Origin of the sequence: Pannonibacter sp. SL95, assembly GCF_026672425.1 — a bacterium.
GTDB lineage: Bacteria > Pseudomonadota > Alphaproteobacteria > Rhizobiales > Stappiaceae > Pannonibacter.
The window spans coordinates 1,810,660-1,836,452 of sequence record NZ_JAPPRC010000003.1; the positions used below are offsets into that span (position 1 = coordinate 1,810,660).

The window sequence follows — 25,793 nt, forward strand, 5'->3', positions numbered from 1 at the left end:
GCGGCCGATCAGGCCGCCCCGCAGTCGCATCAGGTCAGTTGACCGGACGCAGGGAGAGGAGGTGCAGCAGACGCTCCGGCTGGTTGTCATGGACAACCGGGTTCGCAACCGGGTTCTCGGCGCTGAAGAAGCCGGTGAAGCGCTTGGTGTTGTACTGGTACCAGCGCGGGTTGTTGAACACCGGGATGACCGGCAGGTTTTCACCGGCGATCATCTGGACCTGGTTGATCAGTTCCTTCTGCTTGGCCTGGTCGGTGGTCTTGGTGAAGCCATCGAGAGCGGCCGAGATTTCGGCGTTCTTGAAGCGGCCGGCACCGAAGCGGGTCACACCCTGGTTGCGCTCATGCAGCACGGAGTCCATGTGCGTGTAGGGCGTCGGGCCGACGAAGACCGAGTTCATCGCCATGTCGTAGGTGCCCTTGATCAGGGCTTCGTTCCACACGGCCTGTTCCGGCGTGCCGACCGAGGCCTTGATGCCAACGGCGTTCAGCCCTTCGACAGCGATCTGCGCGGCGTTCACCCAGTCGGTCCAGCCGTTCGGGACGATGATGTCGAAGCTGATCGGCTTGCCGTTCGGGGCTTCGACGAAGCCGTCGCCGTTGGTGTCCTTGTAGCCATGTTCGGCCAGCAGGGACTTGGCGGCTTCCGGGTCGTTCTGCATGTACTTGCCGAACTTCTCGTCCACGGCCGGGTTGTTCCAGGCGTGGTAGGCGCGGCCGAGGCCCGACGGATACTGGTTGATGGTCGGGTAGCCGTAGCCGGCGATCTCGACCATGGCTTCACGGTCCAGCGCCATCGACAGGGCGCGGCGGAAGTTCACGTCGGAGAAGGCGGCGCGGTTGCCTTCGTTCGGCGATTCCGGGTTGACGTTGAACATCACGAAGGAGCCAGCCGGCAGCCAGTACTTGTGGTTGGCCGGGTCCTTGGCGACGTAGGTGTTCTCGATGTCCGGCAGGAACGAGCCCATCCAGTCGAGGTCACCACGGGCAGCAGCAGCCAGAGCCTGATCGTTGTTGGCGATCTGCGGGAAGCGCATGCAGTCCACCTTCAGGGTGGCGGCGTCCCAGTACTTGGCGTTGCGGCACTGCAGGTATTCCTGCTCGGTGAAGCGGCGGAAGTCGGTCAGCGGACCGGTGCCGACCGGCTTCGGATTGGTGAAGGCGACCGGATCGGCAACCTTGGACCAGATGTGCTCGGCAACGACGGGAACGCGGACGATATCGATCGCAGCCTGGCTGTTCGGGTTCTTCAGGTTGAACTTCACGGTCAGCGGGTCGATGACTTCGACGCTGTCGACAAGCTTTGCCATCGAACGGGTGTCGAGCGCCTTTGTCTTCAGCACCATGTTGAAGGTGAAGGCGACGTCGTCGGCGTTGAACGCCTCACCATCGGACCAGGTCACGCCGTCGCGCAGCTTGAAAGTCAGCGACTTCAGGTCGTCGGAGAATTCATAGCCGGTTGCGAGGCGATAGTTCGGCTCGCCGCTCTTCAGCGAGTTGAAGATGACCAGCGGCTCGTAGACGAAGTCCTGGATCGAGGGCAGGCGGGTCGATTCGTTGAACGGGTTGTAGTTTTCCACCCAGGCGGTGCGCTGGACCGGCAGGGCGGTCAGCACGGCATCGGCGGCCAGGGCGGCGCCGGATGCAGAGCCCAGAAGCGTGGCGGACATGAAGACGCCAGCCAGACGAGACTTGATCATTGTAATCCTCCCAAGCGGGCACCCTCATGATGCCCGCGACTTGATAACGCTGCCTCGGATCGGAAGCAGGCTGCCGGACATTCGTCCTTTGCACCCCCGACACCGCTCCTCGCCAGCGATGCAGCAGGCGCATCTTGCGTCAGCCAGAGGGGGGCAACGCCACCCGAAAATTCGTAAAGTTCGTCAAAATCGCCGGATGGAGGGATGTGGCGGCGCGCGAACGGTTGTCGAAAGCTGATATTTTTCAATGAGATGCGGAGCTATCATCGACGTTGTCAATGTGAGGGGCAGATCTATGCCTGGCAAAACGAGGTGTGCGGCGGCTGCGCTGTCATATCGGCGATGGTATAGGCTCACATACTGCCCGATCCCCAAGCGTGACCCGGACCCCAAATGACCTTTCTGCCGCAGGGCTTCCAGACCCGCGTCATGATCACCCTGATCCTGGCCTCCGTGCTGCCGCTGGCGCTGGGGGGGTGGGTCTTTTTCAATCTGGTGAACCGCAACATCACGGAAGAGACCTATCGCCAGGTTGCCTTCGCCCGCGATGCCAAGGGCAGCGAGGTCCTGCAGTATCTGACCTTCGCCCGGCGCGAGGCGGAGAGCATCGGTCAGTCGGCAAATGTCCGCTATGCGGTTGGCGATTTCTACGGGTTTTCCTTTGCCTTCGGCCAGCTTGCGGCAACCGAATCCCAGTCGGGCGCCCGCTTGCGTCTCCTCTTTGGTGTCGAGCCGGGTGGCTCCACGATCATCCCGCCGCCGGCCCCGGTCGGTGAGGACATCCTGTTGCGCGAGGCGCTGGAATACGCGAACGCCCACAAGCGTTTTCACCCCTCGTTTGCCGAGTTCATCGCCGGTTCCGAATTCGACAATCTCTATCTGGTCAACACCCGCGGACGGATCGTCTATTCGGTCGCCAAGGACAGTTACCTTGGGCATGACCTGAATGGCATGAGCGGGCCGCTGGCCGATCTTTACCGGCGTTTGCGCGTAAATCCGCAATCGCGCGCGCTGATGTTTTCAGATTTTTCGCGTGATCCGCTGACCGGTCAGTTCGTTGCCTATCTCGGCATGAATGTCCGCCTGCACACCACATCCAATGCCACGATCTTCTTCCGCCTGCCGTCCGAGGGACTGGCCCGGCTGATGCAGGCCAGCAATGTGATGACCTTGATCTCCTCGACCGGCGAGGTGATCGCAGCCACACGGGGGGCGGGCATCAGCACGGCGAGCCCGGTGGTTGTCCCGGAGCAGATGCGCGCGCCGCAGGGCATCGAAACGCTGGAAAAGGGCCTGATCGGGGTTCCGACCCTGTCGGCCTGGAAGCGTCTGACCGATCCGGCGCCTGGCTGGCTGGTCGTGGCTGAGTCCGAGCAGGCGCGCGCGTTCGCCACATCCCGGCGCCTGCGTGACGCGCTTCTGATCATCGGCATCGCGGCCATTGCCGCGCTGGTCCCGGCCGCGCTCGCCTTGTCACGCTCGATGACAAGTCCGATCCGCCGCCTTGCCCGCTCGGCAACGGCGGTTGCCAATGGTGCCCTTGAGGAGCCGCTGCCCGAGTATGCGAAACCGCTCGAGTATGCCGATCTGTCACGTGCGGTCAGCCAGATGCGCCGCTCCTTGCGTGACCAGCTCGAACTGATCAGCCAGAAGAACGCCCAGCTCGAACAGCATCTGAGCCAGATCGAGGAAAAGAACGCCGAGCTCGAGGAAGCGGACCGGATGAAGGATCGCTTCCTGGCGGCGACCTCGCACGAGCTGCGAACGCCGCTGAACGGCATCATCGGCATTTCCGAGACGCTTGGTGCCGGTGCGATGGGCGAGTTTGCCCCGGCCCAGAAAAGCCAGCTGCATCTGATCGCCCTCAGCGCCCGGCGTCTGTCCCGGCTGGTCGACGATCTTCTCGACATCTACCGGATCCGCGAAGGCCGCATGCGCCTTGACCTGCAATCACTCGACGTGGCGCAGAGCCTGCGAAACGTGCTGCAACTGGCGCGGCCGATGCTGGCCGGAGAACCGGTGACCTTGCGCGTCGATGTCGAGAGCGACGTTCCTGCCGTTCTCGCCGACCCCGTCCGTTTTGAGCAGATCCTGTTCAACCTGATCACCAATGCCGTCAAGTACGGCGGTGAAGGCCGCATCGAGATCACCGCCCGCATGCGCGAATTGGTTGACGGAAACCGGGTCGATATTGCGATCCGGGACTTTGGTCCTGGCATCTCGCCGGACAGTCTTGAGCGGATCTTCCATCCGCTGGAGCAGATCACCGGATCTGGCACCCGCGCATCGTTGCAGGAGGGAATGGGCCTCGGTCTGACGATCGCGCGCAATCTGGCGGTCCTGATGGCCGGCACCATTGACGTGACAAGCACGCTTGGCGAAGGCTCCACCTTCACAGTCAGCCTTCCGGCCTCCACCCGACCGGCGGTGCCTGCACTGCGCTCCGAGCTGCACGAGGTCATTGCCAGTGGCGACGGACTGGCGAGCGGTCCTGTGGCCGAAGGCGACAGCGCGGCTCCCTGCATCCTTCTCGTCGATGACGAACCGATCAACCTGCAGGTCCTGCGCAACGTCCTGTTGCCTCGCGGCTACCGGGTGATCGACTGCGACAACGGGCCGGAGGCGCTGCGGCTGGTGGAAGAATATCAGCCGGACCTGGTGGTGCTCGATGTCATGATGAGTGGCATGAGCGGGCTCGATGTCGCTCGCCATCTGCGCCGCCGGCACTCCTTGCTTGATCTGCCGATCATCCTGCTGACGGCGCGCGGGCGCACCCGCGACATGATCGCCGGTTTCGAGGTCGGCGCGAACGACTATGTCGTCAAGCCCTTCGTCAAGGACGAGCTGGTCAGCCGGATTGCCACGTTGCTGGAGGCCTCGCGCGCCAAGCGCCGCGCGGAGGAGAACAGCGAGCTCAAGCAGGAAATCGAGCGGCGGATCCAGGTGGAGGACGCGCTTCGTCTGTCGCAGCGCCGGATGGGGCAGCTGCTCGAGGCGCTCGAGGACGGGCTCATCTGCGCCAACCCGAAGGGCATCGTGACCTTCTCCAACCCGGCCGCCGAATATTGGCTCGGGGAGTCTGCGGTCAGCGGTCAGACGGCCCTTGCTGATCTTCTTCCGGGCCCGGCACTGGCGGCCCTTTCGGGCCTGACTGGCGATGATGACACCCGCCGGGTCGAAGCCGAGGTCGAGGGGCGGCGCCTGGTTCTCAACGCCTTTGCGCTGCTGCCGGATGCCGGCGGTGGTTTTGCATTGCTGATCAGTGAGGCCGGCCGTGAAGCGCCGGGACTGGTCACTTCCATTCGTGATGCCGTCGACAGTTCGCTGCCAGCCCTCGCCAGTCCGGTTCCCGATGACATCGATGTCGTCAATCCTGATCCGTACCGAGGCCAGATCGTGGCGGTGATGGGGGAGGTGCTCACCCTCTGGAAGCAGCTCACCGGCAAGGGCAAGGTCGACTTCGCCGAGGTCAGCGGCATCTGGCGCGTCAGTCTCGACAAGTCGTCACTGCAGACGCGCACGCTCGACAAGTATCTCATGCTCGAGACTTTGCCGGTCAATCCGCGATGGCGCGATGTGCTGCGCTCGGCCGATTTCCTGCTGGAACAGGCAGGAAGGGAGGGCGCGCTGGACACGCCCGCGATCCGCGAGGCGCGGGAGCGTCTTGCCCGCGACCTCGCCATATTGCGCAAGATGGTGCCTGCCGGATCCTGAGTTTCAGTCCGGCAACGCCTGCCAGGCGACACCGCCCGCCGGCAGTTCCATGCCATTGAAAACAACAGGATCCGGATTGTAGTTGAAGTAGAACCTGTGCGTCTGCGTATCGCGCTGGCGCAGGCCCTCCGGCATCACCGTCGTCGTTATCCCGGCCCGCGCGGTTGCCTCGGTAAGTACCCGGTTCAGAGCCACTTCATCCGGCCAGCCAGCGAGATAGGTGAAGCAGCCGCCGTGGACCACGGCCGCTTCGCCGTCGCTCGCCCGTACGACGACCTCCGCGCTCCCCTCCAGTTTCTCGCGCCAGCCAAGGAACGAACCTCCCCCTTCCAGCGGAACCGGGGCGAAGGGCGGCAGGCTTTCGACCCGCGAGATCCGGCAATCGAGCCCGGGCAGGGCCGGAGGCAGCGGCACGGGGATCGCGAAGTCAGCCGTCTTGGAGTTCGTCCTTGGTCCTGCCACGACGTCGGCGCCGCTGGCCACAAGCGCGTTGGCGAGCGTCTCCGGCAGGGTGAAGAGACCGGGCACAAGGACAAGCCGGTATCCGGCAAAATCCGTCGTGCTGGCCGGAACGATGTCGACCGACAACCCGAGCTGACGCAGACCGCGATACATCGCGAAAGCCAGCCGGAAATAGTCAAAGTCCTTGCCTTGCGGCTGGATCTGCCAGGCCCAGGCGCTCGGGTAATCGAACACCAGTGCCACGGGTGCCTTTTTGATGTCGGTCGTCGGCATGGCCTTCAGCTCGGCAGCCACCTGTTCGGCAGCATGGAACGCCGGGGCAGGGGCGCTGTCGGGACGCAGCATCCCGGCATGCATCTGTTCCTGCGCAAACGGGGCCTGCCGCCAGCGGAAATAGCAAACGGCCTCCGCACCATGGGCAAAGGCCTCCCAGGCCCAGAGCCGTGCCATGCCGGGCAGGGGATCGGGATTGTAGGGCGCCCAGTTCACAGGGCCCGGCTGCTGTTCCATTACCCACCAGCGGCCGTGCCCGACACTGCGGTAAAGATCGTGGTGGAACGCCTGAAAATCGGGATGCCCCTGGCGCAGGAAGCGCCGCTTGAACGTGTCGTCGACCTCCATCCGGTCGGACAGGAAGCCCAGCGGATAGCTGTCCCAGCTGGCAATATCGAGGTCAGCGCCGACGTCGAAATGATCGAAGTCGACGATCCGGCCCATGTAGTTATGGGTAATTGGCGCATCGGTGTAACGGCGCAGGATGTCGACCTGCAGCCGGTTGAACAGCACCACCTGATCGGACGAGAAGCGGCGGAAGTCCATCACGTGCGCCGGGTTCGGCTCGGTGACGGTCAGGTTCGGCAGGCCGACGTCCTCGAAACTGGCATAGTCCATCGACCAGAACACGTTGCCCCAGGCCCGGTTCAGCGCCTGCGGCGACTGATACTTGCGCGCCAGCCAGTTGCGGAATGCGGTCAGCGCAGCTGCCGAATAGGATACTGTGGTGTCGTGGCAGCCGTATTCATTGTCCGTTTGCCAGGCCGCGACATGCGGGTTGTTGCCATAGCGCTCGGCAAGCAGGGTGACGATGCGGGCGCATTCAGCCTTGTAGCCTTCATGCGAGAAGCAGTAATGCCGGCGCGATCCGAAGCCGCGTGGACGGCCCTCAGCATCGACGGCCAGCATGTCCGGGTGTTTCGTCACCATCCAGCGCGGCGGCGTGGCGGTCGGCGTGCCGAGCACCACCTTCAGTCCAGCCTGACCCAGGACGGCGATCGAGCGGTCCAGCCAGTCCCAGTCCAGCTGTCCGGGCTCCGGTTCGATCCGGCTCCAGGCGAACTCGCCGATGCGCACATAAGTCAGGCCAACGGCGGCCATGCGGGCCGCATCTTCGGACCACTGGGTTTCGGGCCAGTGTTCGGGATAGTAGCAAACGCCAAGGCGGCGTAGAAGGTTGTCGGTCACAGGATCACCTGATGCTCTTGCTGGCCGCGCGCGACATTGGCGGCGGTGAAGGTCATGCCGGAAAGCGGAGCCGCAGCGCGGCCCGATGCGGTCAGGCCCTGGCGGGCCGACGTGCAGAAAAGGGTTGTCAGGTCTGGGCCACCAAAGGCCGGGCAGGTGGAGTGCGGCGCATCAACCGGAACGGTCCGCACCAGCGATCCGTCTGGCGCATAGGCGGCAACCCGTGACGAGCCCCATTCGGCCAGCCACATGAGGCCATCGCGGTCGATCACCGCGCCGTCCGGCTCGCGGCCGGCGGGAGCCAGATCAAGGAATATCTCCGGTGCCGAATTGGGCCAGCCATCCGCGTCAAGGGTCACGCGCATGACCTTGGCGACGGCGGAATCGGTGAAGAAGGCGGTGCGGCCGTCCGGGGCAAAGCTGATCGCGTTTGAGATCGTTATCGGCGCAAACAGTTGCCGCAACTCGCCGCGATACCAGCGATAGATCGCACCGGCATCCTGTTCGGCGTTGCAGCCCATGGTGCCAATCCAGAAACCTCCTTGAGGATCGGCACGACCATCATTCGAGCGCGTCACGGCATTGTCGGCCTCCAGCGGGCAGACATGGGTGTTGGTCCCGGAATTGAGGTCATGGATAAACAGCTCGCGCGCGCTGGCGATCATCAGCCGGTTCGCGTCGATCCATCCGGCCGCCGACACGAAAGTGTCGAAGCGCACGGCCTTTGTCTCGTCGTCTGTCTGTGTGTAGAGCGTTTGGCCGGTGATATCGAACCAGTAGAGCTGCTGGCGCAGCGGATGCCACAGCGGACCTTCACCCAGTTCACAGACGGTTGCATCGAAAACGGATGTCATGCGGGCTCCTGGGTCTTCGCGGCATCGAAGGCGATCACCATGTCTCTGGCACGCTGTTCGATTTCGGCAATGTCGAGGCCTGGAACATACAGCGATGTCCCGATCCCGAAACCGGTGATGCCGACCTTCATCCACTTGGCGAAATTGTCCGGACCAGCGCCGCCAACCGCATAGAGCTGCGTCTCCTTCGGCAGGACAGCCCGGATCGCCTTGACGCCTTCGGGGCCAAGCAGTCCGGCGGGGAAGAGTTTCAGGCCGTCCGCTCCGGCTTTCAGCGCGGCAAAGCATTCGCTCGGTGTCATCACGCCGGGAAAGGACAGTAGCCTTGCGGCCTTGGTGGCGCGGATCACATCCGGGTCGCAGTTGGGCGACACGACAAGCCGCCCGCCGACATCGGCAAGACGCTGCACATCAGCCACCTCCAGCACCGTGCCCGCCCCGATCAGGGCGCTGTCGCCGAAATGCTTGACCATCGCAGCGATGCTGTCGAAGGGCTGCGGCGAGTTCAGCGGCACTTCGATGCGGGTGAAGCCGGCGGCGATCAACCGTTCGCACACAGGCAGGCTTTCAGCTGGCGTCAGGCCGCGCAGAATGGCAATAAGCGGACGCATCACGCGGGTCTCCGGATGTCTTCGAGAATGGACTCCCTCGCCAGCGACAGTCCGGCAAGTGTCAGGTTGGCTCCGTCGACGATGCGCGGTTCGTAGCCCGCAATGACAAGCGCCGCCGCATAGAGCGCGCTGAGGCCGGGGGCACCCACGAGGGTGACCGGACCGTCGAGCCTGGACCGGAGTGCAGCCAGTTCATTGCCAATGAGCAGACCGGACAGCCGTGCCCGCGCCGCCTCGGCGGGCATTGCGTGCAGCAGGCCTTCAGCCCGCAGGCGGAACAGCCCGGCGGCAAGGCCTGCCGGTGCCTGCAACGCCTCCTCGACTGCCGCTTCAAAGCTCGGCTGATGCCAGTCGGAGGTCGAGCCAAGACCATGGCGCAGCACCGAGTGGCCGCTGATCAAGGCATAGAGCTCGCCTGTCATGAAGGTCGAGAACTCCAGCACCTTGCCGGCGCGCACGTTGGCCCATTTGGTGTGGGTTCCCGGCAGGCAGACTGTGCCCGAGAGGTCAGGGTCGGCAACCAGAAGGCCAGCTATCTGTGTCTCCTCACCGCGCATCACGTCCGCCGGCGCATCCTGGCGCAGGCCCGGCACCACCCAGACCGTGATCCTGGGATCGTGGCTGACCCCGCGCACCACATGGGCGGCGCTCAGCGGCGGGCAGGGCACCGCCACATAGGGAGCCTCGATCCACCCCTGCCGGCTGCCAACCATGCCACAGGCGATGACCGGTGTGACCTTGCCGGACGAAAGCCAGCCGCCGACCAGCTTCAGCAGCGCCGGTTCGAACCCGTCACGGCTCAGGCTCGCCATGCCATCGTCCGATGCGGCTTCGCGAAGGACCTGATCGCCTTGCATCGACCAGGCGCGCAGATGGGTTGTGCCCCAGTCGACGGCGATCCACTCCACATTGGCGCTTCCGGTTGGGGCCGGATCCTGTCTGTCCGTCATCCCGTCACCGCCACACCGCCGTCGATGACCAGCGCCTGACCGGTCATCATCTTCGATGCCGCCGAGGCCAGGAACAGGCAGCCACCGGCGATGTCCTCCGGGTCAATGGTGTCCTTCAGGCACTGGCGCTCGAGATGCGCGGCAAGGCCTTCCGGTGTCACCCACATGTCCTTCTGCTTCTGGGTCAGCACCCAGCCAGGGGCGAGGGCGTTGACACGGATGCGGTCGGGGCCGAACTCACGCGCCAGACTGCGCGTCATCCCGTTGATGCCGGAATTGGCCGTGGTGTAGATCGGGTAGCCGGCATTGCCCATCATGTAGCTGATCGACGAGAAGTTGATGATCGATCCACCTCCGGCTGCCTTCATCCCCGGAACCACGGCCTGAATTGCGAAGAAATAGGCCTTCAGGTTGATTGCCATCGACCAGTTCCAATAGTCCTCGGTCACGTCCAGCGTGGCGTGACGCTGGTCATTGGCGGCGTTGTTGACGAGGATTGTCACCGGCCCATGCGCCTCGGAGGCCTGCGCGATCGCGCCCTGAAGCGCTGCGATATCGGTGATGTCGCACGGCAGAAACAGCGGACGGTTTGACGTCTTCTGCTGCATCTCGTCGCAAAAAGCCGATGCATCGGACCGCTGCACGAAGGCAACCTTGGCACCCTGCTTCAGAAATGCCTCTGTCAGCGACGCGCCAATTCCTGATCCGCCGCCGGTGATGAAGACCGAGGCACCAGACAGATCGGGGAAAACAGGAAGGGTCTGCATCAAATCTACTCCAGTTATCAATCCTTGCGAAAGATGCGCCTCAGAGGCGCTCGCCTTCCAGCATGTAGAGGGTTCCAGGCCAGGCAACCGGCAGGCTCACGCCCTGTTGCATCAAGGCGGCGCCGGACAAAACCAGCGGCGTCTCTTTGAGCGCGTTCGGCCCCCGCGATTGCGGCGGGATATCCTCCGGGTTGAGGAGGCTGATCCGGTAGCGGTCGGCGGGATCGAGCCCGGTCAGCGGCAGCGGGCGCGGCAACGCCTGGCGAGACGTCCCGGTCTGTCCAGCGAACACCACGAAGCGGCTGCCATCACGGGCCAGCTGCTGTTCTGCGATCACGGCCGGATCCGCGCTGTCGAGCCGCAGGATGTCGGCGAAGGTCAGCCAGTCCCGGTTGGCCTTCCACCACGCGGTCACCGATCGCAGGCATTCGGCCTCATCCCCGGTGAGCTCGGTGAGATCCATTTCGAACCCCATGTGCCGCTGCGCGGCCGTTCTGGCCCTGAGGCTCATGCTCAGCATGCGGCCAGACGTATGGCAGCGGCGCGGTCCGACATGGCTGCCTGTCACGGCGAGCGGCAGGAACAGGGCCGCATCATGCTGGATCCGGATCCGCTCCAGCGCGTCGTTGCTGTCCGACAGCCAGACGCGTTGGGTCTGGGCAAGAATGCCGGCATCGATCCGGCCGCCGCCCGAGGCACAGCTCTCGATTTCAACGCCCGGATGGGCGGCGCGCAGCCGCGCCAGCAGATCGTAGATGCCTCGTGTCTGTGCCGCATCGACAACGGGCAGCAGGCGGTTGTGGTCCCATTTCAGGTAGTCGATCCGGTGCTCGCTCAGCAATGCGGACAGTCGGGCAAACAGGTGGTCGCGAACGTCCGCCCGCCCCATGTCGAGCACCAGCTGGTTGCGCCCGCGCGTCTGATCGGCCGGGCCAAGGATCCAGTCCGGATGGGCGCGGTAGAGATCGCTGTCCTCGCTGATCATTTCCGGTTCGACCCACAGGCCAAACCGCATCCCCTGTGCTTCGACAGCGCTGATCAGAGGCGCCAGCCCGTCCGGCCATTTGCGCCGATCGACCAGCCAGTCGCCGAGACTTGTCGTGTCGTCATCGCGGCGTCCGAACCAGCCATCATCGAGAACGAAGCGCTCTGCACCGAGCGCCGCAGCGCGTGCGGCCATGTCGGTGAGGGTTTCGAGCTTGTGATCGAAATAGACAGCTTCCCAGCAATTGTAGTGCACGGGACGTGGGCGGTTCGCCAGCGGAGTGGGCCAGCGGACAACCCGGTCGCGGACATCCCGCTGCATGGTCACGGCAACGCCGTTCAGACCGCAGGTCGAGACACTGACGATGAGCTCTGCACTTTCGAAGCGCGTTCCTGCCACAAGCTCCGCCCCGCTGGCATGACCAAACTGGATCTGCCGCCGGCCATCCTGCAGTTCCTCGATGATCTGGCGATGTCCGCCGGACCAGGCATAGCTGAAGGCCCTCACGTCGCCGGATGTGTTGCGGCATCCCGCTTCTGCCACCAGGGCAAACGGGGGATGCTCCTGCCCGGAGCGGCCTGTCCGGCTCTCGCGCAGACGGATGCCGGTCCGGATCGCCATGCGCTCCGGCTGCATCTCGCCGATCCAGCGGCCGGAGAAATCAATGCTGTCCTGCGCGCCTGAAGGAAGGGGCAGCACGGGCGCTGCGAGCCAGGTCACGCGGACCGGCCGCTCCGAGGTCAGCGTGCTCTTCAGCACCAGGACACCTGTCGGTTCCGTCCTGATCTCGTGGGTCAGCGTGAGGTCGGCATCGCGGCTGATGAGCTGCAATCCATTGGCCGACGGCTGGGCGTGGTCAAACCTGAAGCGCGGTGCGCGCGGGGTGCCGCCGGCATCCGACACGACCAGTCCCGGTTGCCCCTGCCAGTCATCGGCCGGCATCGGGCACAGGGTCAGATCCGGCAGGCGATCAAGCATGCCGCCGGTCAAATCCGCGCGGGCAGCCAGCGCGAACTGATCGAGATCCTCGTCCGCCGGCAGCGGCGGTCCCCAATAGAGCGCGGCAGGAATCCCTCCCTCGCTCGAAAGGACAAGGGTCTGCTGCGGCGTGTCGATGCGCCAGTGGGTCATTTCACAGCCCCGAGTGTCAGCCCGGCAATGAAGTGCTTCTGCATCAGGAAGAACATCAGGACCGGTGGCATGGCGGCGATGATCGAGCCGGCTGACACCAGATGCCAGGCAGCGACCCACTGGCCATTGAGCGAGTAGAGGCCAGCTGTCACTGGCTGCGTCGCCGCACCGGTGGTCAGGACCGTTGCCCAGAAATAGTCGTTCCAGATGAAGGTGAAGATCAGAACCGACAGGGCAGCAATGGCGGGGCGCATCAGCGGCAGCACCACGTACCAGAAGATCCGGATTTCACTGACGCCTTCCACCCGTGCGGCCTCGATCAGCTCATAGGGCAGGGCGCGGATGAAGTTGCGCATGAACAGGGTGCAGAAGCCGGTCTGGAAGGCGATGTGGAACAGGGCAAGGCCCAGCGTCGTGTCATAGAGCCCCATCTGCAACGTCAGGTCTCGCACCGGAACCATCAGGATCTGGAACGGCACGAAGTTGCCTGCAACGAACAGGAAGAAGATCAGCACGTTGCCGCGGAACTTGTAAACCGCAAGCGCGAAGCCGGTCATGCAGGAGAGAGCCACGGCTCCGATCACGGTCGGGATCGTCACCTTGAAGCTGTTCAGGATGTAGCTGGCGATCGGCGAATTGCGGAACACGGCCGCATAATTGTCGAAGGCGATGGCCGAGGGCAGGCCGAAATAGTTGCCGGCGGCCAGATCAGACGAGGGACGCAGCGAGGTCACGGCAACGCCGAGCAGGGGCAGCAGCCAGACGACCAGCGCGATCGGCAAGGCAACCTGGTAGAGGATCTGCGTCTGGCGGCTGGATTGCTGGATGGGACGGGGAAACATGCTCAGTGATCCTTCTCGTCGCGCCACATCTTCCAGATGAAGCCGGTGATGAAGACCATCATGATGGCGAAGAGGACAACGGCGATGGCAGCGCCATAGCCCATCCGGTAGCCGTATTCCGACAGCGCCTGCTCATACATGTAGAACGACAGCACACGCGAAGAACCGTAGGGGCCGCCGTCGGTCATGATCGAGACGAGGTCGAACGACCGCAGCGCGCCGATGACGGTGACGACAACGGCGATGAATGTCGCCGGGCGCAGCTGCGGCAGGATGACGTACCAGAGCATCTTCCAGCCCTTGGCGCCGTCAAGCCGCGCTGCCTCGATCTGGTCCGGCGCCACGTTGTTGAGACCGGTCAGGTACAGGATCATCACATAGGCGATCTGCGGCCACAGCCCGGCAGCGATGATGCCGTACGTGACGTAGCGCTCGTCCGCCAGGATCGCGACGCCCTGGCCAGTGATCGCCTCGATGATCGTGTAAAGCAGCCCGAAATTCGGCGCGTAGAACCACGAGAACATCAGGCCGACAACGACCTGGCTGATCACGAAAGGAAAGAAGAACAGCGACTTGTAGGCCCGGATGCCCCAGACGGTCTGGTTCAGGAAGATCGCGATCATCAGGCCGAACGGAATGGCCAGCATGTAGAGAACAAGCCAGAGGACGTTGTTCTTGAGCGAAATGTAGAAGGCTTCGTCGCCGATCAGCTCGACATAGTTGCCGAACCCGATCCAGGTCGCCTCGCCAAGGCCATCCCAGTCGTAGAGGGACAGGGCCATCGATTCAAAGATCGGGGCGATGACGTAGAACAGGAAGAACAGGGCGCCGGGGGCCAGAAACAGCCAGGGCGCCAGACGGCGCTGGTGCATTTTGAAGAAGGTCGGCATGGGATCCTCGGCCGGTTGCCGCGCGCAAGACGTCGATTGCAGCAGGTCTTGCGCGCAGAACGGGGCAGACAATCCGAACAGGGTGGTGGGGTGGCCCTGTCCGGATCAGCCGGTTACTTGTAGACGCGCTGGCGCATCTTCTCGAGACGCTCCAGGATTGCATCGAGCCGGTCCGGCTTGATGGTGAACTCCTGGAAGCCTTCCATACCGGCCTTGGCCATTTCGGCCGGTGCGTCGCGGTCGAAGAACTGCGCCACGCCGGCAGCGCCCGAGACGGTCTCGAAGCCAGCGGTCAGGAACGGATCGTTCGCGTCCACGCTGGATTCCTTGTTCACCGGAAGCTGGCCGAGGGTCTTGTTCAGGGCCGTCTGCACGTCGGCGCGGGCTGCGAACGCCAGGAACTTCTTGGCATCAGCCACGTTCTTTGCGCCAACCGGAATGTGGAAGGTGTCGGTCGGGGCTTCTTCGGCCTTCGGCAGGCCCGGGGTGATTTCCGGGAACACCATGAAGCCGAGGCTGTCATTGGTCATCCCGCCGTCCTTGAACACGGCGACGGCGAAGTTGCCCATCACGTAGTTGGCGGCCTTGCCCTGGACCATGAGCGCGGCGGCATCCTGCCATTCCAGCGCGGCGTGGTTGGCGGTCATGTAGCCCGGCCCGACCAGCTTTTCCCATTCCTTGAAGGTGGCCTTCACCCGGTCATCGGTCCACGGAACCTCACCATTGGTGAGCTGCATATGGAAGTCATAGCCGTTGGTGCGCAGGTTCAGGTAGTCGAAGATGCCGGCGATCGGCCACAGCGCCTTGGAGCCGGTGGTCACACAATCGATGCCTGCGGCCTTGAACTTGGCGCAGTTGGCAATGAACTCGTCCCAGGTCTTCGGAACCTCGACGCCGACCTTCTTGTACAGGTCCTTGTTGTAGTAAATGCCCCACTGATAATAGGTGTAGGGCACGCCCCACTGCTTGCCGTCGATGGTCATGGAGCCGAGCGACGAGGACAGCTTGTCGGTGAGGCCGTTTGCAGCCCAGACGTCGCTGACGTCGGTGAACTGGCCGGCCTTGACGAAGGGGGCCATGCGGTTGCCAGCGTACCAGTTGGCAACGTCCGGCGCGTCAGCGGTCAGGAAGTTGCGGATCGCGGTCTTGTAGCCTTCGTGGTCGAACATGTTGACCACAACGTCGACATCCGGATTTTCCGCTTCGAACAGCGTGATCAGCTCTTCCATGGCGGCCTTCGGGGCCGGGTCCGACGTGTCGGTGTTGAACACCAGCGTCCGCTTTTCGGCCATGGCCGAACCGGACATGAGGACGGCAACCGCAAGCGCGGCCCCGCCAAGCATCTTATGAACCATGTTCTCCTCCCAATGGTGTCACGATGTTCGCTGCGGATCTTTCGCAGATCGGGCTTGCAAGTTTGTTCCAAATAATGGAACTTAGTCTTGCATATTGAAAACTATGCTGTGAAGCGCTAGGACTGTCAAGGCGCGAGACCGGAGAAACGGAATGAGCGAGGAAAAAGGCGACGGAACCGTCGGCAAGGCCCTGGATGTGCTGGACATGGTTGCCCGGCATGGGCGCCCTGTGCGGTTCACCGAGCTGCTCGGGCAGGGGGGCTATCCGAAGGCGACCCTGTACCGCTTCCTTCAGACCCTCACCAACCAGGGCATGTTGGCGTATGACCCGGAGGCGCAGGTCTATTCCCTGGGCGTGCGGCTCGTGCGGCTGGCACATGCCGCCTGGGCGCAGAGTTCGCTTGCCCCCATCGCCCGGCCCTGGCTGGACCGGCTGTCGGAAGAGCTGGGCGAGACGCTGCATCTGGCGCAGCTGGACCAGGGGCAGGTGCTCTATGTCGACAAGCGCAACGCGGCGCGTCCGGTCGACATGTTCAGCCAGGCCGGCAAGGTCGGCCCGGCCTATTGCACCGGTGTCGGCAAGGCGATGCTCGCCTATTTGCCAGAGGACAGGCTGGAGCAAGCTCTGGCCCGCCAGTCGTTCCACGCCTTCACACCGGGCACGCTGGCTTCGCGCGAGGCGCTCATGGCGGAGCTGAAGGCCATCCGCCAGCGCGGCTTTGCCTTTGACCGGGAGGAGCACGAACCCGGCATCATCTGTGTTGCGGCGCCGATCCTGTCCGCCTCTGGCCGGGCCATCGGGGCGATGTCGATCACATCAACGACGCAGCGTAACTCATTGGAAGATCTGGAAGCCTTTGTCCCGCGCCTGCGCGAGGTGGCAGCAGCCATCGCCGCCGATGCGCAGGCCTGGCGCTTTCCTGAACAGTAAGAACCGACTAGGGGAGGAACAGCATGTCCGGCGTGGTGCTCAGCAATGTAATCAAGCGTTTCGGCGAAGTGGAAGTCATCCGCGGCGTGGATCTCACGGTGGATCACGGAGAATTCTGCGTGTTCGTCGGACCGTCCGGCTGCGGCAAGTCCACGCTCCTGCGCATGGTCGCCGGCCTCGAGGCGACGACGTCCGGGTCCGTGCGGATCGGCAGCCGTGATGTCACCAATGCCGACCCGTCCGAGCGCGGGGTTGCCATGGTGTTCCAGACCTATGCGCTCTATCCGCACATGACGGTGGCTGAAAACATGGGCTTCGGCCTGAAGATGACCGGCCATCCGAAGAGCGAGATCGACAGCAAGGTCGCCGAGGCAGCCCGCATCCTGAAGCTGGAACCGTTGCTCGCCCGCAAGCCGAAGGCCCTGTCCGGCGGCCAGCGTCAGCGCGTCGCCATCGGCCGCGCGATCGTGCGCGGACCGGAGGTCTTCCTGTTTGACGAGCCGCTGTCGAACCTTGATGCGGAACTGCGCGTGGAGATGCGCGTCGAGATTGCCCGGCTGCACCGCGAGATCGGCGCCACCATGATCTACGTGACGCATGACCAGGTCGAGGCCATGACCCTTGCCGACAAGATCGTCGTGCTGAGGGCCGGCCGCGTCGAGCAGGTCGGCAAGCCGCTCGATCTCTATCATGATCCGGACAACCGTTTTGTCGCCGGCTTCATCGGCTCGCCGGCGATGAACTTTGTGGCGGCACGGATGAACGCGGATGGAACGCTGCTGGCTCCGGGCATCTCTGATTCACAGGTGCAGGGGCCAAACGTGTCGGCGCATGCCGGGAACGTTGTCCTGGGCGTGCGTCCGCAGCACCTTTTGCTGCAGGACGGAGCCAGTCACCGCGTCGACATGATCGAGGCGCTTGGCGGTGTGTCCTACATCCACCTCGTCGCATCGACGGGCGAGAAGATCGTCGTCGAACAGCGCGACGATGCCATCGCCCGGATCGGAGACAGCGTTGGCCTGCGCTTTGAGGCCGACAAGGCATTCCTCTTTGCCGCTGACGAGGCCGGTCTGCGCCTGCGCTGATCCGCGTCAACACCTGACATCAGAAACGGCGGGCAGGGCCCGCCGTTTTTCGTTCTGTGCCTTCCTTCAGTTCAGCGGATGCGCTGGCCGTTGGCGTCGAAGTGATAGCAGCGGCTGGGCTCCGGCGTCACGAACACCGTTTCATCAACGCTGAACTTGTGTTCGCCGAAGAGGCGCACAGTGACGAGGCCGTGCTCGACATTGCGCACATAGACCAGCGTTTCGCCGCCCAGGTGCTCCACATGGCTGATCGTGCCCGGGATCTGTCCTTCGCTGCGGCTGATGCCGAGGTGTTCGGGCCGGATGCCGAGGGTTTCACCGCGGCCACCGAGCTGGGCGCCCTTCAGGAAGTTCATCTGCGGCGAGCCGATGAAGCCGGCGACAAACACGTTGTCCGGGTCGTTGTAGAGCTCCATCGGCGCCCCGACCTGCTCGATGCGACCGGCGTTCAGCACGACGATGCGGTCGGCCAGCGTCATGGCTTCCACCTGATCATGCGTCACATAGATCATGGTTGCCTTGAGGTCGCGGTGCAGGCGCGCGATCTCGATGCGGGTGTTGACGCGCAGCGCGGCGTCGAGGTTCGACAGCGGCTCGTCGAACAGGAAGAGCTTGGGTGTGCGCACCACGGCACGGCCGATGGCGACGCGTTGGCGCTGGCCACCCGACAGTTCCGCCGGCCGGCGTTCCAGCAGCTTGTCCAGCGACAGCATGGACGACGCGCGCTCGACGGCCGTTTCGATTTCGCCCTTCGACGCTCCGGCTTGCTTCAGCGCCAGCGCCATGTTGCCCTTGACGGTCAGGTGCGGGTAGAGCGCGTAGCTCTGGAACACCATGGCGATCTCGCGCTTCGACGGCGGGGCGTTGGTGATGTCGGCGTCATCGATCCGGATCGAGCCGCTGCTGGCGTCTTCGAGACCGGCGATGATGCGCAGCAGCGTGGACTTGCCGCAGCCGGACGGACCGACGAAGACGCAGAACTCGCCATCGTTGACGGTCAGGTCGACGCCCTTGATGACATCCACATTGCCGAAGGACTTGGTGATCTTGGAAAGGGACAGCGCGCCCATGATGTCTCCTGCTTAAAGCTTGACCGGCTGGCCGGAACGCACGCTCTCATCTGCCGCGAGGCACACGGCGAGGGAGCGCACGGCATCGGACATGTGCCGGGTGAGGTCGAGGTTTTCGGTGATTGCACGTGCGACATAGGCCTGTTCGCGGGCGCAGAGTGCGTCGTGTCCCGGCTCGTCGGCCATATCGAGGTCCTGGTGGCCCTGGCCGGCCTTGTGAACGCGGAGCTTCGAGGTCTGCGTATGCGCGTCAATGTCGTCGGAGCGGACCGTATCCGGCATGCGGATCGACACAGCGCCCTTGGGGCTGACCACGTCCTTCACGAAGAAAGCTGTGTCCGACATCATCGGGCCCCAGCCTGCCTCGTACCAGCCAAGGCTTCCATCGGCGAACAGCACCTGGAAGTGGCCGTAATTGTACATGTCGGCCGCAATTTCGTCGCTGAGCCTGAGGCCCATGCCACGCACTTCAACGGGTGCCGCGTCGGTGATCTGGCACATCACGTCGACATAATGCACGCCGCAGTCGACGATCGGCGGCGTCGTCTGCATCAAGGCCTTGTGCACCTCCCAGGTCGGACCGGAAGACTGCTGGTTGAGGTTGAGGCGGAACACGTAAGGACCGCCAAGGGCCCTGGCCTCAGTGATGAGCCGCTGCCAGCTCGGGTGATGGCGCAGGATGTAGCCGACCACGAGCTTGCGTCCGGTCTCCTGTGCCTTGGCGACAACCCGCTCGGCATCGGCCACATTGGTCGCAAGCGGCTTTTCGACGAAGACATGCGCGCCCGCATCCATGGCGGCGCAGGCGTAGTCGGCATGGGTGTCGGAATAGGTCGCGATGCAGACCAGATCCGGCTTCAGCGCCTCAAGAGCAGTAGAAAAGTCCGTGTGGTGCGGATAGGCAGCCAGCTCGTCCGGCAGGTTGCCCGGCCGCGTGCGGCTCACCAGGCCAACAATCTCGAACGAGGGGTCGGCGTGATAGGCGAGCGCGTGGCTCCGTCCCATGTTGCCAAGGCCAACGACAAGGGTCCGGATCATTTGACGGCTCCTGCGGTGATGCCACGGATGAGCTGACGCGAGAAGACCAGATAGAGCACCAGAACCGGCAGGATCGCCAGCGACAGGGCGGCCAGAACAGCGTTCCAGTTGGTCACGAACTGGCCGATGAACACCTGGCTTCCGAGCGTGACAGTCTTGGTCGCCTCGGAGGGGGCAAGGATCAGCGGGAACCACAGGTCGTTCCAGATCGGGATCATCGAGAACACCGCCACCGTTGCCATCGCCGGTCGGACGAGCGGCAGCACGAGGGTCAGGAAGATCTTGTATTCGCTGAGCCCGTCGATGCGTCCGGCGTTCTTCAGGTCGTCGGAAATGCCACGCATGAATTCCGACAGGATAAAGATCGCAAGCGGCAGCCCTTGCGCCGTGTAGACCAGGATCAGGGCGGTCAGCGTGTTCACGAGGCCCGAGGCCACCATCATCTGCAGGATGGCGACAGTGCCAAGCCGGATCGGGATCATGATGCCGATGGCAAGATAGAGGCCCATCAGCGTGTTGCCGCGGAAGCGGTATTCCGACAGGGCGAAAGCCGCCATGGCACCAAACAGCAGCACGAAGAACAGCGAGGCTATGGTCACGACAAGGCTGTTCTGGAAATAGAGGAAGAAATCCCCTTGCGCCAGAACGGTGGTGTAGCCGACAGGATCGAAGGTCGACGGCGTCGGAATGGCGAGCGGGTCGCCGAAGATCGCCTTGCGCGACTTGAAGGAGTTGATGACGACGACAAACACCGGGAACAGCGCGATCAGGGTGTAGAGCCCCAGCACCGAATGGGCGGCAACCGTGCGTCCCAGCGCGGAACGAGCCTTGGACATGGGGGTCTCCCTCAGAACTGGTAGCGGCGCAGCCGCGTCTGGATGGTGAACAGGTAGAAGCAGACACCAACGAGAATGATCACGAACATCGCCGTTGCGATCGTCGCGCCCATGTGCGGATCACCCAGCTGCAGCTGGAAACCGAAGAACGTGCGATAGAGGAACGTGCCGAGGATGTCGGTCGCAAAGTTCGGACCTGCCAGCGCGCCCTGGGCCACGTAGATCAGGTCGAACGCGTTGAAGTTGCCGACGAAGGTCAGGATCGAGATGATACCGATCGAGGGCAGGATGAGCGGCAGCTTGATCTTCCAGAACTGCTGCGTTCCGGTGACGCCGTCCATCTCGGCCGCTTCCAGGATCTCGTCCGGAATGGTAAGCAATGCGGCATAGATCAGCATCATCGGAATGCCGATGAACTGCCAGACCGACACCAGCGCCAGGGTTGTCAGGGCGTAGTCTTCCGAACCCAGCCACGGCGCATAAAGCGACTTCAGGCCGACGGCGTCGAGCATTCCGGGAGCGATGCCCCAGATCGGCGACAGGATCAGCTTCCAGACAAAGCCGACAATCACGAAGGACAGGATGGTCGGGATGAAGATTGCGGTGCGGTAGAACGCTGCCATCCGCAGCTTCGGCGAGGACAGCAAGGCTGCCAGAAGCACGCCGATGGGGTTCTGCACCAGCATGTGAATGACAAAGAACCAGGCATTGTTGGCCAGCGCATTCCAGAACGCATCCGCCCAGCGGGGATCGCCGAACAGGGTCATGAAGTTGGCAAGGCCAACGAACTGGGTCACCCCGTCCGGGCTGATGTTGAACATGGCCATGTTCAGTGTGGCAAACAGCGGCAGGATCATGATCGCGGTGTAGATGATCACGGCCGGGGCCAGAAACACGCCGATGTGCCAGCGGAACGGCTTCTTGCCAGCAAGGGGGATGTCGGTCATGGGAATAGCCTCTGCGCTTGGGGGAGGCCCGGATCGGGTCTCCCCCATTGGTGCGATGGGGATTGTGCGAAGACTTGAGTGTTTTTACACTATAAAATTATGTGTCTGTGCACATGGGATCATGGCGGGCAGGGCGCGCCATGATCCATTGCTCAACTGGTCGTCCGATTACTTCTGCGGAGCGTACCAGCTTGCAAGGCCCTTCTGCAGGCGCTCTGCGGCTGCTTCCGGGGTCTCAGCGCCGCGAATGACGTTCGCGGAGGCATTCCAGGTTTCGTTTTCCAGGTTCGGGGTGCCGCGCGACAGGATCTGGTAGGTCGAGCGGATCGTCGGCTTGCAGGTCTCACGCCAGCTGACGAATTCCTGGGCCAGCGGCTCCTTCAGTTCGAACTTGGCGTTCGACAGGGAGAAGAAGCCCGGCAGGGCGTTCGCGTACAGTTCTGCGAATTCCGGCGAACCAACCCATTCCAGGAACTTCTTGGTTTCTTCCGGGTGCTTCGTGCTGGCGTTCATGCCAAGCGCGATGTCGGTGTGGTCAGAGATGTAGCACTGGTCACCAGCGTTCGGGACCGGCGGGTAGAAGGCGCCGAGTTCAAAACCGGCCTGCTGCTTGAAGCCTGCGATTTCCCAGGAACCGGCCGGATAGATGGCAGCGCGGCCGAGGGTGAACAGGTTCTGGCTGTCCGGATAGGTCTGGGCTTCGTAGCCGTCACCCAGATACTGGCCCCACTTGGCGATGGAGCGGAACGGGGCAACCCACGGCTCGTCCGTCAGCTTGGCGGCGCCGGCGATCAGCTCGGCACGGCCGGCTTCGCCCTTCCAGTAGTTCGGGCCGATGTTCTGGTAAGCCATGGTGGCAGCTTCCCACTGGTCGGCGGTGCCCATGGACATCGGGATGTACTTGCCGTTCGCCTTGATCTTGTCGAGGGCGGCAAAGAACTCAGCTTCGGTGGTCGGGACTTCGATGCCGACTTCCTTGAAGGCGTCCTTGTTGTAGATGAAGCCGTGGATGACCGAAGCCATCGGCACGCAGTAGGTCTTGGCACCATCGTCGGTCGACCAGCCGGACTTCGCGACGGCCGAGAAGTTCTTCATCGCGTCCATGGCCGTCAGGTCGGCCAGCTTGCCCTTTTCGAACAGGGTCAGGGAGGCGTCGAACGGACGGCACGTGATCAGGTCACCGGCGCTGCCTGCGTCGAGCTTGGAGTTCAGGATTGCGTTGTATTCGGACGGGGCGGTCGGTGCGAACACGACCTTGATGCCCGGGTTCTTAGCTTCGAAAGCGGGGATCAGCGTCTGCTGCCAGACGGTCAGATCATCGTTGCGCCAGCTTTCAATCGTCAGCGTGACATCGGCTGCATGAGCTGCACCGGCAAGCAGGGTGCCGGCGAGAAGTGCGCCCTGAAATTTCACGAGTTTCATCTAACTGCTCCCGTTTATGGGCCTTTTTGGCCCTCTGGTTGATGCTTATGCGCCTTGTCGCAGGGCATCGAGGGCAGGTCCCACATGACCCCCGGTGTCCGCGAGAAGCTTGTTGGCCTGTGCCGCAGTGGCGCCACAGGCGATCAGGATTGCAGGCTTGACCGCTCCGCTCGTCTGGCCGAGCGCGGCCTTTGCTGCGTCAATGTCGGTGCCGGCAAAATCGGCCACCATTCCGGCGGCGCGTTCCACCAGCTTGGCGTTGTCGGCCACCACATTGACCATTCGCCCCTCGTGCACGTGTCCGAGGCGGACGCCGGCGAGGGTGGAAATCATGTTGAGTGTCGCCTTCTGGGCCGTTGCCGCACCAAGGCGGGTCGAGCCCGCCAGGATTTCCGGCCCGGTATCCAGGAACACCGGATAGTCCGCGAGGCCAAGCAGGGGCGAGCCATCAACGCTCGCGACGCCGACGATTTTCGCGCCGCGTGCCTTGGCTCTTTCGCAAACGGCCAGGGTATAGGGCGTGGAACCGGATGCAGACACGGCGATGACAAGGTCGCCCGCTCGCGGACCAACCCGCTCGACATCTGCATCGGCAAGCGAGGCATCGTCCTCGACGGCGCCAAGCATGTCGAGGAGGGCTGCTGCCCCGCCTGCAAAGAGCATGACGACCTGGTGCCGGGCGACGCCGAAGGTTCCGGGAATTTCGAGACAATCCGCAAGGGCCATCAACCCCGAGCTGCCTGCGCCGACATAAATGACGCGATGGCCGGCTGCGATGGAGTCGGCCATGGCAAGGCCCGATGCTGCAATCATCGCCCGCTGGGGTGCAATTGCCTGAAGTGCAACAGCCTGCGCGGCAAGGATAGCGTCCACCGCTTCCGTTGCGTTGGCTGAGTGCAGACGGCCAGCCTCTGCGTGCCGTGTCTCGGTCCGTCGGATCGTCATCTTGTCCTCCCTAGCGTGATAATGCCAAAAGAATACCAATTGTAAAGTGGCAAATTCGATTCATGGAATTTCGCAGAAAATGGACTGGTTTTCATATGGGGGCTTTTCATTTGGTATGTGTTTGGTATCATTCCGGCAAAGGGAGGAACAATGACGCTCTTTCTGGGGATTGACGGCGGCGGCACCGGATGCCGGGCGCTGGTTGCTGATATCGACGGCCAGGTCACCGGGTCGGCGGCGTCGGGGCCATCCAACATCGTGTCTGACCCGGACGGTGCGCTCGACAGCATCCTGACCGCGGCACGCAGCGCGGCTGGCGCGTCGGTTCCGCTTGATCATCTTCATGCCGTACTCGGCCTGGCCGGCGGCAACGTGCGCGAAGCGGTTAATCGCCTCGTCGCGCGTCTGCCCTTTGCATCCGTGCATGTGGTCAATGACGGGATAACCGCCTTCAAGGGCGCGCTCGGCGATGAGGATGGAGTCATGGCTGCCATCGGTACCGGCTCCATCTTCGCCGTTCAGCGTCAGGGCGAGATCCGCGAAGTCGGCGGCTGGGGCTTTCTTCTCGGCGATGAAGCCTCTGGCGCCTGGATGGGGCGCAGGCTTCTGGCCATGGGCCTGCGGGCTGTTGACGGCTTTACGGAAATGACGCCGTTTCTGTCTGAGGTTCTTGCCGAATTTGGCGGTCCGACGCAGCTGGTCGGCGCGGCGCCAACCATGCGGCCAGCTGAGTTTGCCCGGCTTGCGCCGCGAATCCTGTCGGCCGCTGAGGCTGGCGATGCGGCAGCATCCAGCGTGCTGGCAGACGCTGTTGCGGAAGTGACACGCACCATCGAATTGCTACAGGCCGGCGACAGCCTGCCCGTTGTATTCCTGGGGGGGCTGGGTCCGGTTCATGCTGAGCGCCTGGCCGGCCGCTGGCCGCAGCGCACTGCGATCGGCGGCTCTGTCGAGGGCGCTGTCTTCATGGCGCGCCGCCGGTTCGAAGCCGGACTGTCTGGTCCGGTTCGTGGAGGGGGTCGGCATGGATGACCTGTTTTCCTCCGAAGGCTTTGATGACGCTGGTCCGCTCTATGTCGCGTTGCACCGGCGCATTGCCGAGGCGATCGCCTCCGGCCTCCTGAAGCCTGGCGACAGTCTTCCGCCGGAGCGTGACATGGCGACCAAGACGGGGCTCAGCCGTGTCACCGTGCGCAAGGCGGTGCAGGCTCTGGTGGCTCAGGGACATCTGGTCCAGAAGCGCGGCTCAGGCACCTTTGTTGCCCCCAAGGTCGAGCGCCTCGAACAGGCGCTTTCGCTGCTGACGTCCTTCTCCGAAGATATGGCCCGTCGGGGCAAGACCGTGGAATCGGTTTTCCTGTCGCGCGGCATTCACGCGCCGACGCCGGAAGAGGTGATGGCCCTCGGCCTCAGCGCCCAGGAGCGGGTCTCCCGCCTTGAGCGTGTGCGCCAGACCGATGGTGTGCCGCTCGCCATCGAGCGCGCGGTTCTGTCGACCGCGATCCTGCCCGATCCGTTCCGGGTCGAGAAGTCGCTCTATGCAGTGCTTGCCGAACTCGGCCGCCGCCCCGTTCGCGCCGTGCAGCGGCTGTCGGCCACCAACCTTTCCCCCGCTGACGCGGATCTTCTCCACCTGCCGGCCGGAGCGGCCGGACTGCGGATCGAGCGCATTTCCTACCTGCCATCCGGGCGGGTGGTGGAATTCACGCGCTCGCTTTATCGCGGCGATGCCTACGATTTCGCCGTTGAACTCCAGCTTGCCCCGGATACGCCGCGGGCACCGACCGACAAGGACTGA

Annotated in this window: 21 protein-coding genes; 5 read left to right on the plus strand and 16 right to left on the minus strand. The window is 63.6% G+C overall.

Translation table 11 applies throughout. From position 1 onward, the window contains the following. Positions 1 to 34: 34 nt before the first annotated feature. Positions 35 to 1,699 (minus strand): ABC transporter substrate-binding protein, encoded by a 1,665-nt coding sequence (locus tag OVA12_RS09220; protein WP_442793830.1) that lies wholly within the window; start codon positions 1,697 to 1,699, stop codon positions 35 to 37. A 393-nt stretch (positions 1,700 to 2,092) separates the two neighbouring features. Between OVA12_RS09220 and OVA12_RS09225 the strand changes: the two genes are divergently transcribed. After that, the gene (locus OVA12_RS09225; RefSeq protein WP_268136519.1) at positions 2,093 to 5,413 is read left to right on the plus strand and encodes a response regulator; all 3,321 of its coding nucleotides are present in this window, start codon (positions 2,093 to 2,095) and stop codon (positions 5,411 to 5,413) included. Positions 5,414 to 5,416: 3 nt separating this feature from the next. On the opposite strand, the gene OVA12_RS09230 is transcribed toward OVA12_RS09225, so the two are convergent. The 9 genes from OVA12_RS09230 to OVA12_RS09270 all read right to left on the minus strand — a co-directional run bounded on the left by OVA12_RS09230 (position 5,417) and on the right by OVA12_RS09270 (position 15,721). Next, positions 5,417 to 7,336: a beta-galactosidase gene (locus OVA12_RS09230; RefSeq protein WP_268136521.1), complete on the minus strand. Its 1,920-nt coding sequence runs from the start codon at positions 7,334 to 7,336 to the stop codon at positions 5,417 to 5,419. Continuing rightward, complete coding sequence (locus OVA12_RS09235; protein WP_268136523.1) at positions 7,333 to 8,190, minus strand: SMP-30/gluconolactonase/LRE family protein; 858 nt, start codon at positions 8,188 to 8,190, stop codon at positions 7,333 to 7,335. Before OVA12_RS09235 ends, OVA12_RS09230 begins: the two co-directional genes overlap by 4 nt. Beyond that, entirely contained in the window at positions 8,187 to 8,801 is a 615-nt protein-coding gene (locus OVA12_RS09240) for a 2-dehydro-3-deoxy-6-phosphogalactonate aldolase (protein WP_268137081.1), read from the minus strand. The genes OVA12_RS09235 and OVA12_RS09240 overlap by 4 nt, the downstream gene beginning before the upstream one ends. Next, on the minus strand, positions 8,801 to 9,751 hold the full coding sequence (locus tag OVA12_RS09245; RefSeq protein ID WP_268136525.1) for a 2-dehydro-3-deoxygalactonokinase: 951 nt from the start codon (positions 9,749 to 9,751) through the stop codon (positions 8,801 to 8,803). Before OVA12_RS09245 ends, OVA12_RS09240 begins: the two co-directional genes overlap by 1 nt. Further along, on the minus strand, positions 9,748 to 10,518 hold the full coding sequence (locus OVA12_RS09250; protein WP_268136527.1) for an SDR family NAD(P)-dependent oxidoreductase: 771 nt from the start codon (positions 10,516 to 10,518) through the stop codon (positions 9,748 to 9,750). The genes OVA12_RS09245 and OVA12_RS09250 overlap by 4 nt, the downstream gene beginning before the upstream one ends. A 40-nt stretch (positions 10,519 to 10,558) precedes the next feature. Beyond that, positions 10,559 to 12,634 (minus strand): alpha-galactosidase, encoded by a 2,076-nt coding sequence (locus tag OVA12_RS09255; RefSeq protein ID WP_268136529.1) that lies wholly within the window; start codon positions 12,632 to 12,634, stop codon positions 10,559 to 10,561. Then, positions 12,631 to 13,476, minus strand: coding sequence for a carbohydrate ABC transporter permease (locus OVA12_RS09260; RefSeq protein WP_268136531.1), 846 nt, complete (start codon positions 13,474 to 13,476; stop codon positions 12,631 to 12,633). Before OVA12_RS09260 ends, OVA12_RS09255 begins: the two co-directional genes overlap by 4 nt. A 2-nt stretch (positions 13,477 to 13,478) precedes the next feature. Further along, a complete protein-coding gene (locus OVA12_RS09265) occupies positions 13,479 to 14,366 on the minus strand; it encodes a carbohydrate ABC transporter permease (RefSeq protein WP_268136533.1) in 888 nt (295 codons plus the stop codon). Positions 14,367 to 14,479: 113 nt separating this feature from the next. Beyond that, a complete protein-coding gene (locus OVA12_RS09270; protein ID WP_268136535.1) occupies positions 14,480 to 15,721 on the minus strand; it encodes an ABC transporter substrate-binding protein in 1,242 nt (413 codons plus the stop codon). Positions 15,722 to 15,872: 151 nt separating this feature from the next. Here OVA12_RS09270 and OVA12_RS09275 point away from each other — a divergent pair, with 151 nt between their 5' ends. Further along, a complete protein-coding gene (locus OVA12_RS09275) occupies positions 15,873 to 16,652 on the plus strand; it encodes an IclR family transcriptional regulator (RefSeq protein WP_268136537.1) in 780 nt (259 codons plus the stop codon). A gap of 23 nt (positions 16,653 to 16,675) precedes the next feature. After that, entirely contained in the window at positions 16,676 to 17,737 is a 1,062-nt protein-coding gene (locus OVA12_RS09280) for an ABC transporter ATP-binding protein (protein ID WP_268136539.1), read from the plus strand. A gap of 71 nt (positions 17,738 to 17,808) precedes the next feature. Here the strand turns inward: OVA12_RS09280 and OVA12_RS09285 are convergent, their stop codons facing one another. From OVA12_RS09285 to OVA12_RS09310, 6 genes are all read right to left on the minus strand, one after another. Beyond that, positions 17,809 to 18,807, minus strand: a complete 999-nt coding sequence (locus OVA12_RS09285) for an ABC transporter ATP-binding protein (protein WP_268136540.1) — start codon at positions 18,805 to 18,807, stop codon at positions 17,809 to 17,811. Positions 18,808 to 18,819: 12 nt separating this feature from the next. Next, a complete protein-coding gene (locus OVA12_RS09290; RefSeq protein WP_268136542.1) occupies positions 18,820 to 19,845 on the minus strand; it encodes a Gfo/Idh/MocA family protein in 1,026 nt (341 codons plus the stop codon). Then, positions 19,842 to 20,681, minus strand: coding sequence for a carbohydrate ABC transporter permease (locus OVA12_RS09295; protein ID WP_268136544.1), 840 nt, complete (start codon positions 20,679 to 20,681; stop codon positions 19,842 to 19,844). The genes OVA12_RS09290 and OVA12_RS09295 overlap by 4 nt, the downstream gene beginning before the upstream one ends. 11 nt (positions 20,682 to 20,692) lie before the next feature. Then, entirely contained in the window at positions 20,693 to 21,628 is a 936-nt protein-coding gene (locus OVA12_RS09300) for a carbohydrate ABC transporter permease (RefSeq protein ID WP_268136546.1), read from the minus strand. A gap of 168 nt (positions 21,629 to 21,796) precedes the next feature. Then, a complete protein-coding gene (locus OVA12_RS09305; RefSeq protein WP_268136548.1) occupies positions 21,797 to 23,050 on the minus strand; it encodes an ABC transporter substrate-binding protein in 1,254 nt (417 codons plus the stop codon). 45 nt (positions 23,051 to 23,095) lie between these two features. Beyond that, positions 23,096 to 23,995 (minus strand): N-acetylmuramic acid 6-phosphate etherase, encoded by a 900-nt coding sequence (locus OVA12_RS09310; protein ID WP_268136550.1) that lies wholly within the window; start codon positions 23,993 to 23,995, stop codon positions 23,096 to 23,098. A 150-nt stretch (positions 23,996 to 24,145) separates the two neighbouring features. On the opposite strand from OVA12_RS09310, the gene OVA12_RS09315 reads away from it, so the two are divergent. Continuing rightward, on the plus strand, positions 24,146 to 25,027 hold the full coding sequence (locus tag OVA12_RS09315; protein WP_268136552.1) for a BadF/BadG/BcrA/BcrD ATPase family protein: 882 nt from the start codon (positions 24,146 to 24,148) through the stop codon (positions 25,025 to 25,027). Beyond that, entirely contained in the window at positions 25,020 to 25,793 is a 774-nt protein-coding gene (locus tag OVA12_RS09320; RefSeq protein ID WP_268136554.1) for a GntR family transcriptional regulator, read from the plus strand. Before OVA12_RS09315 ends, OVA12_RS09320 begins: the two co-directional genes overlap by 8 nt.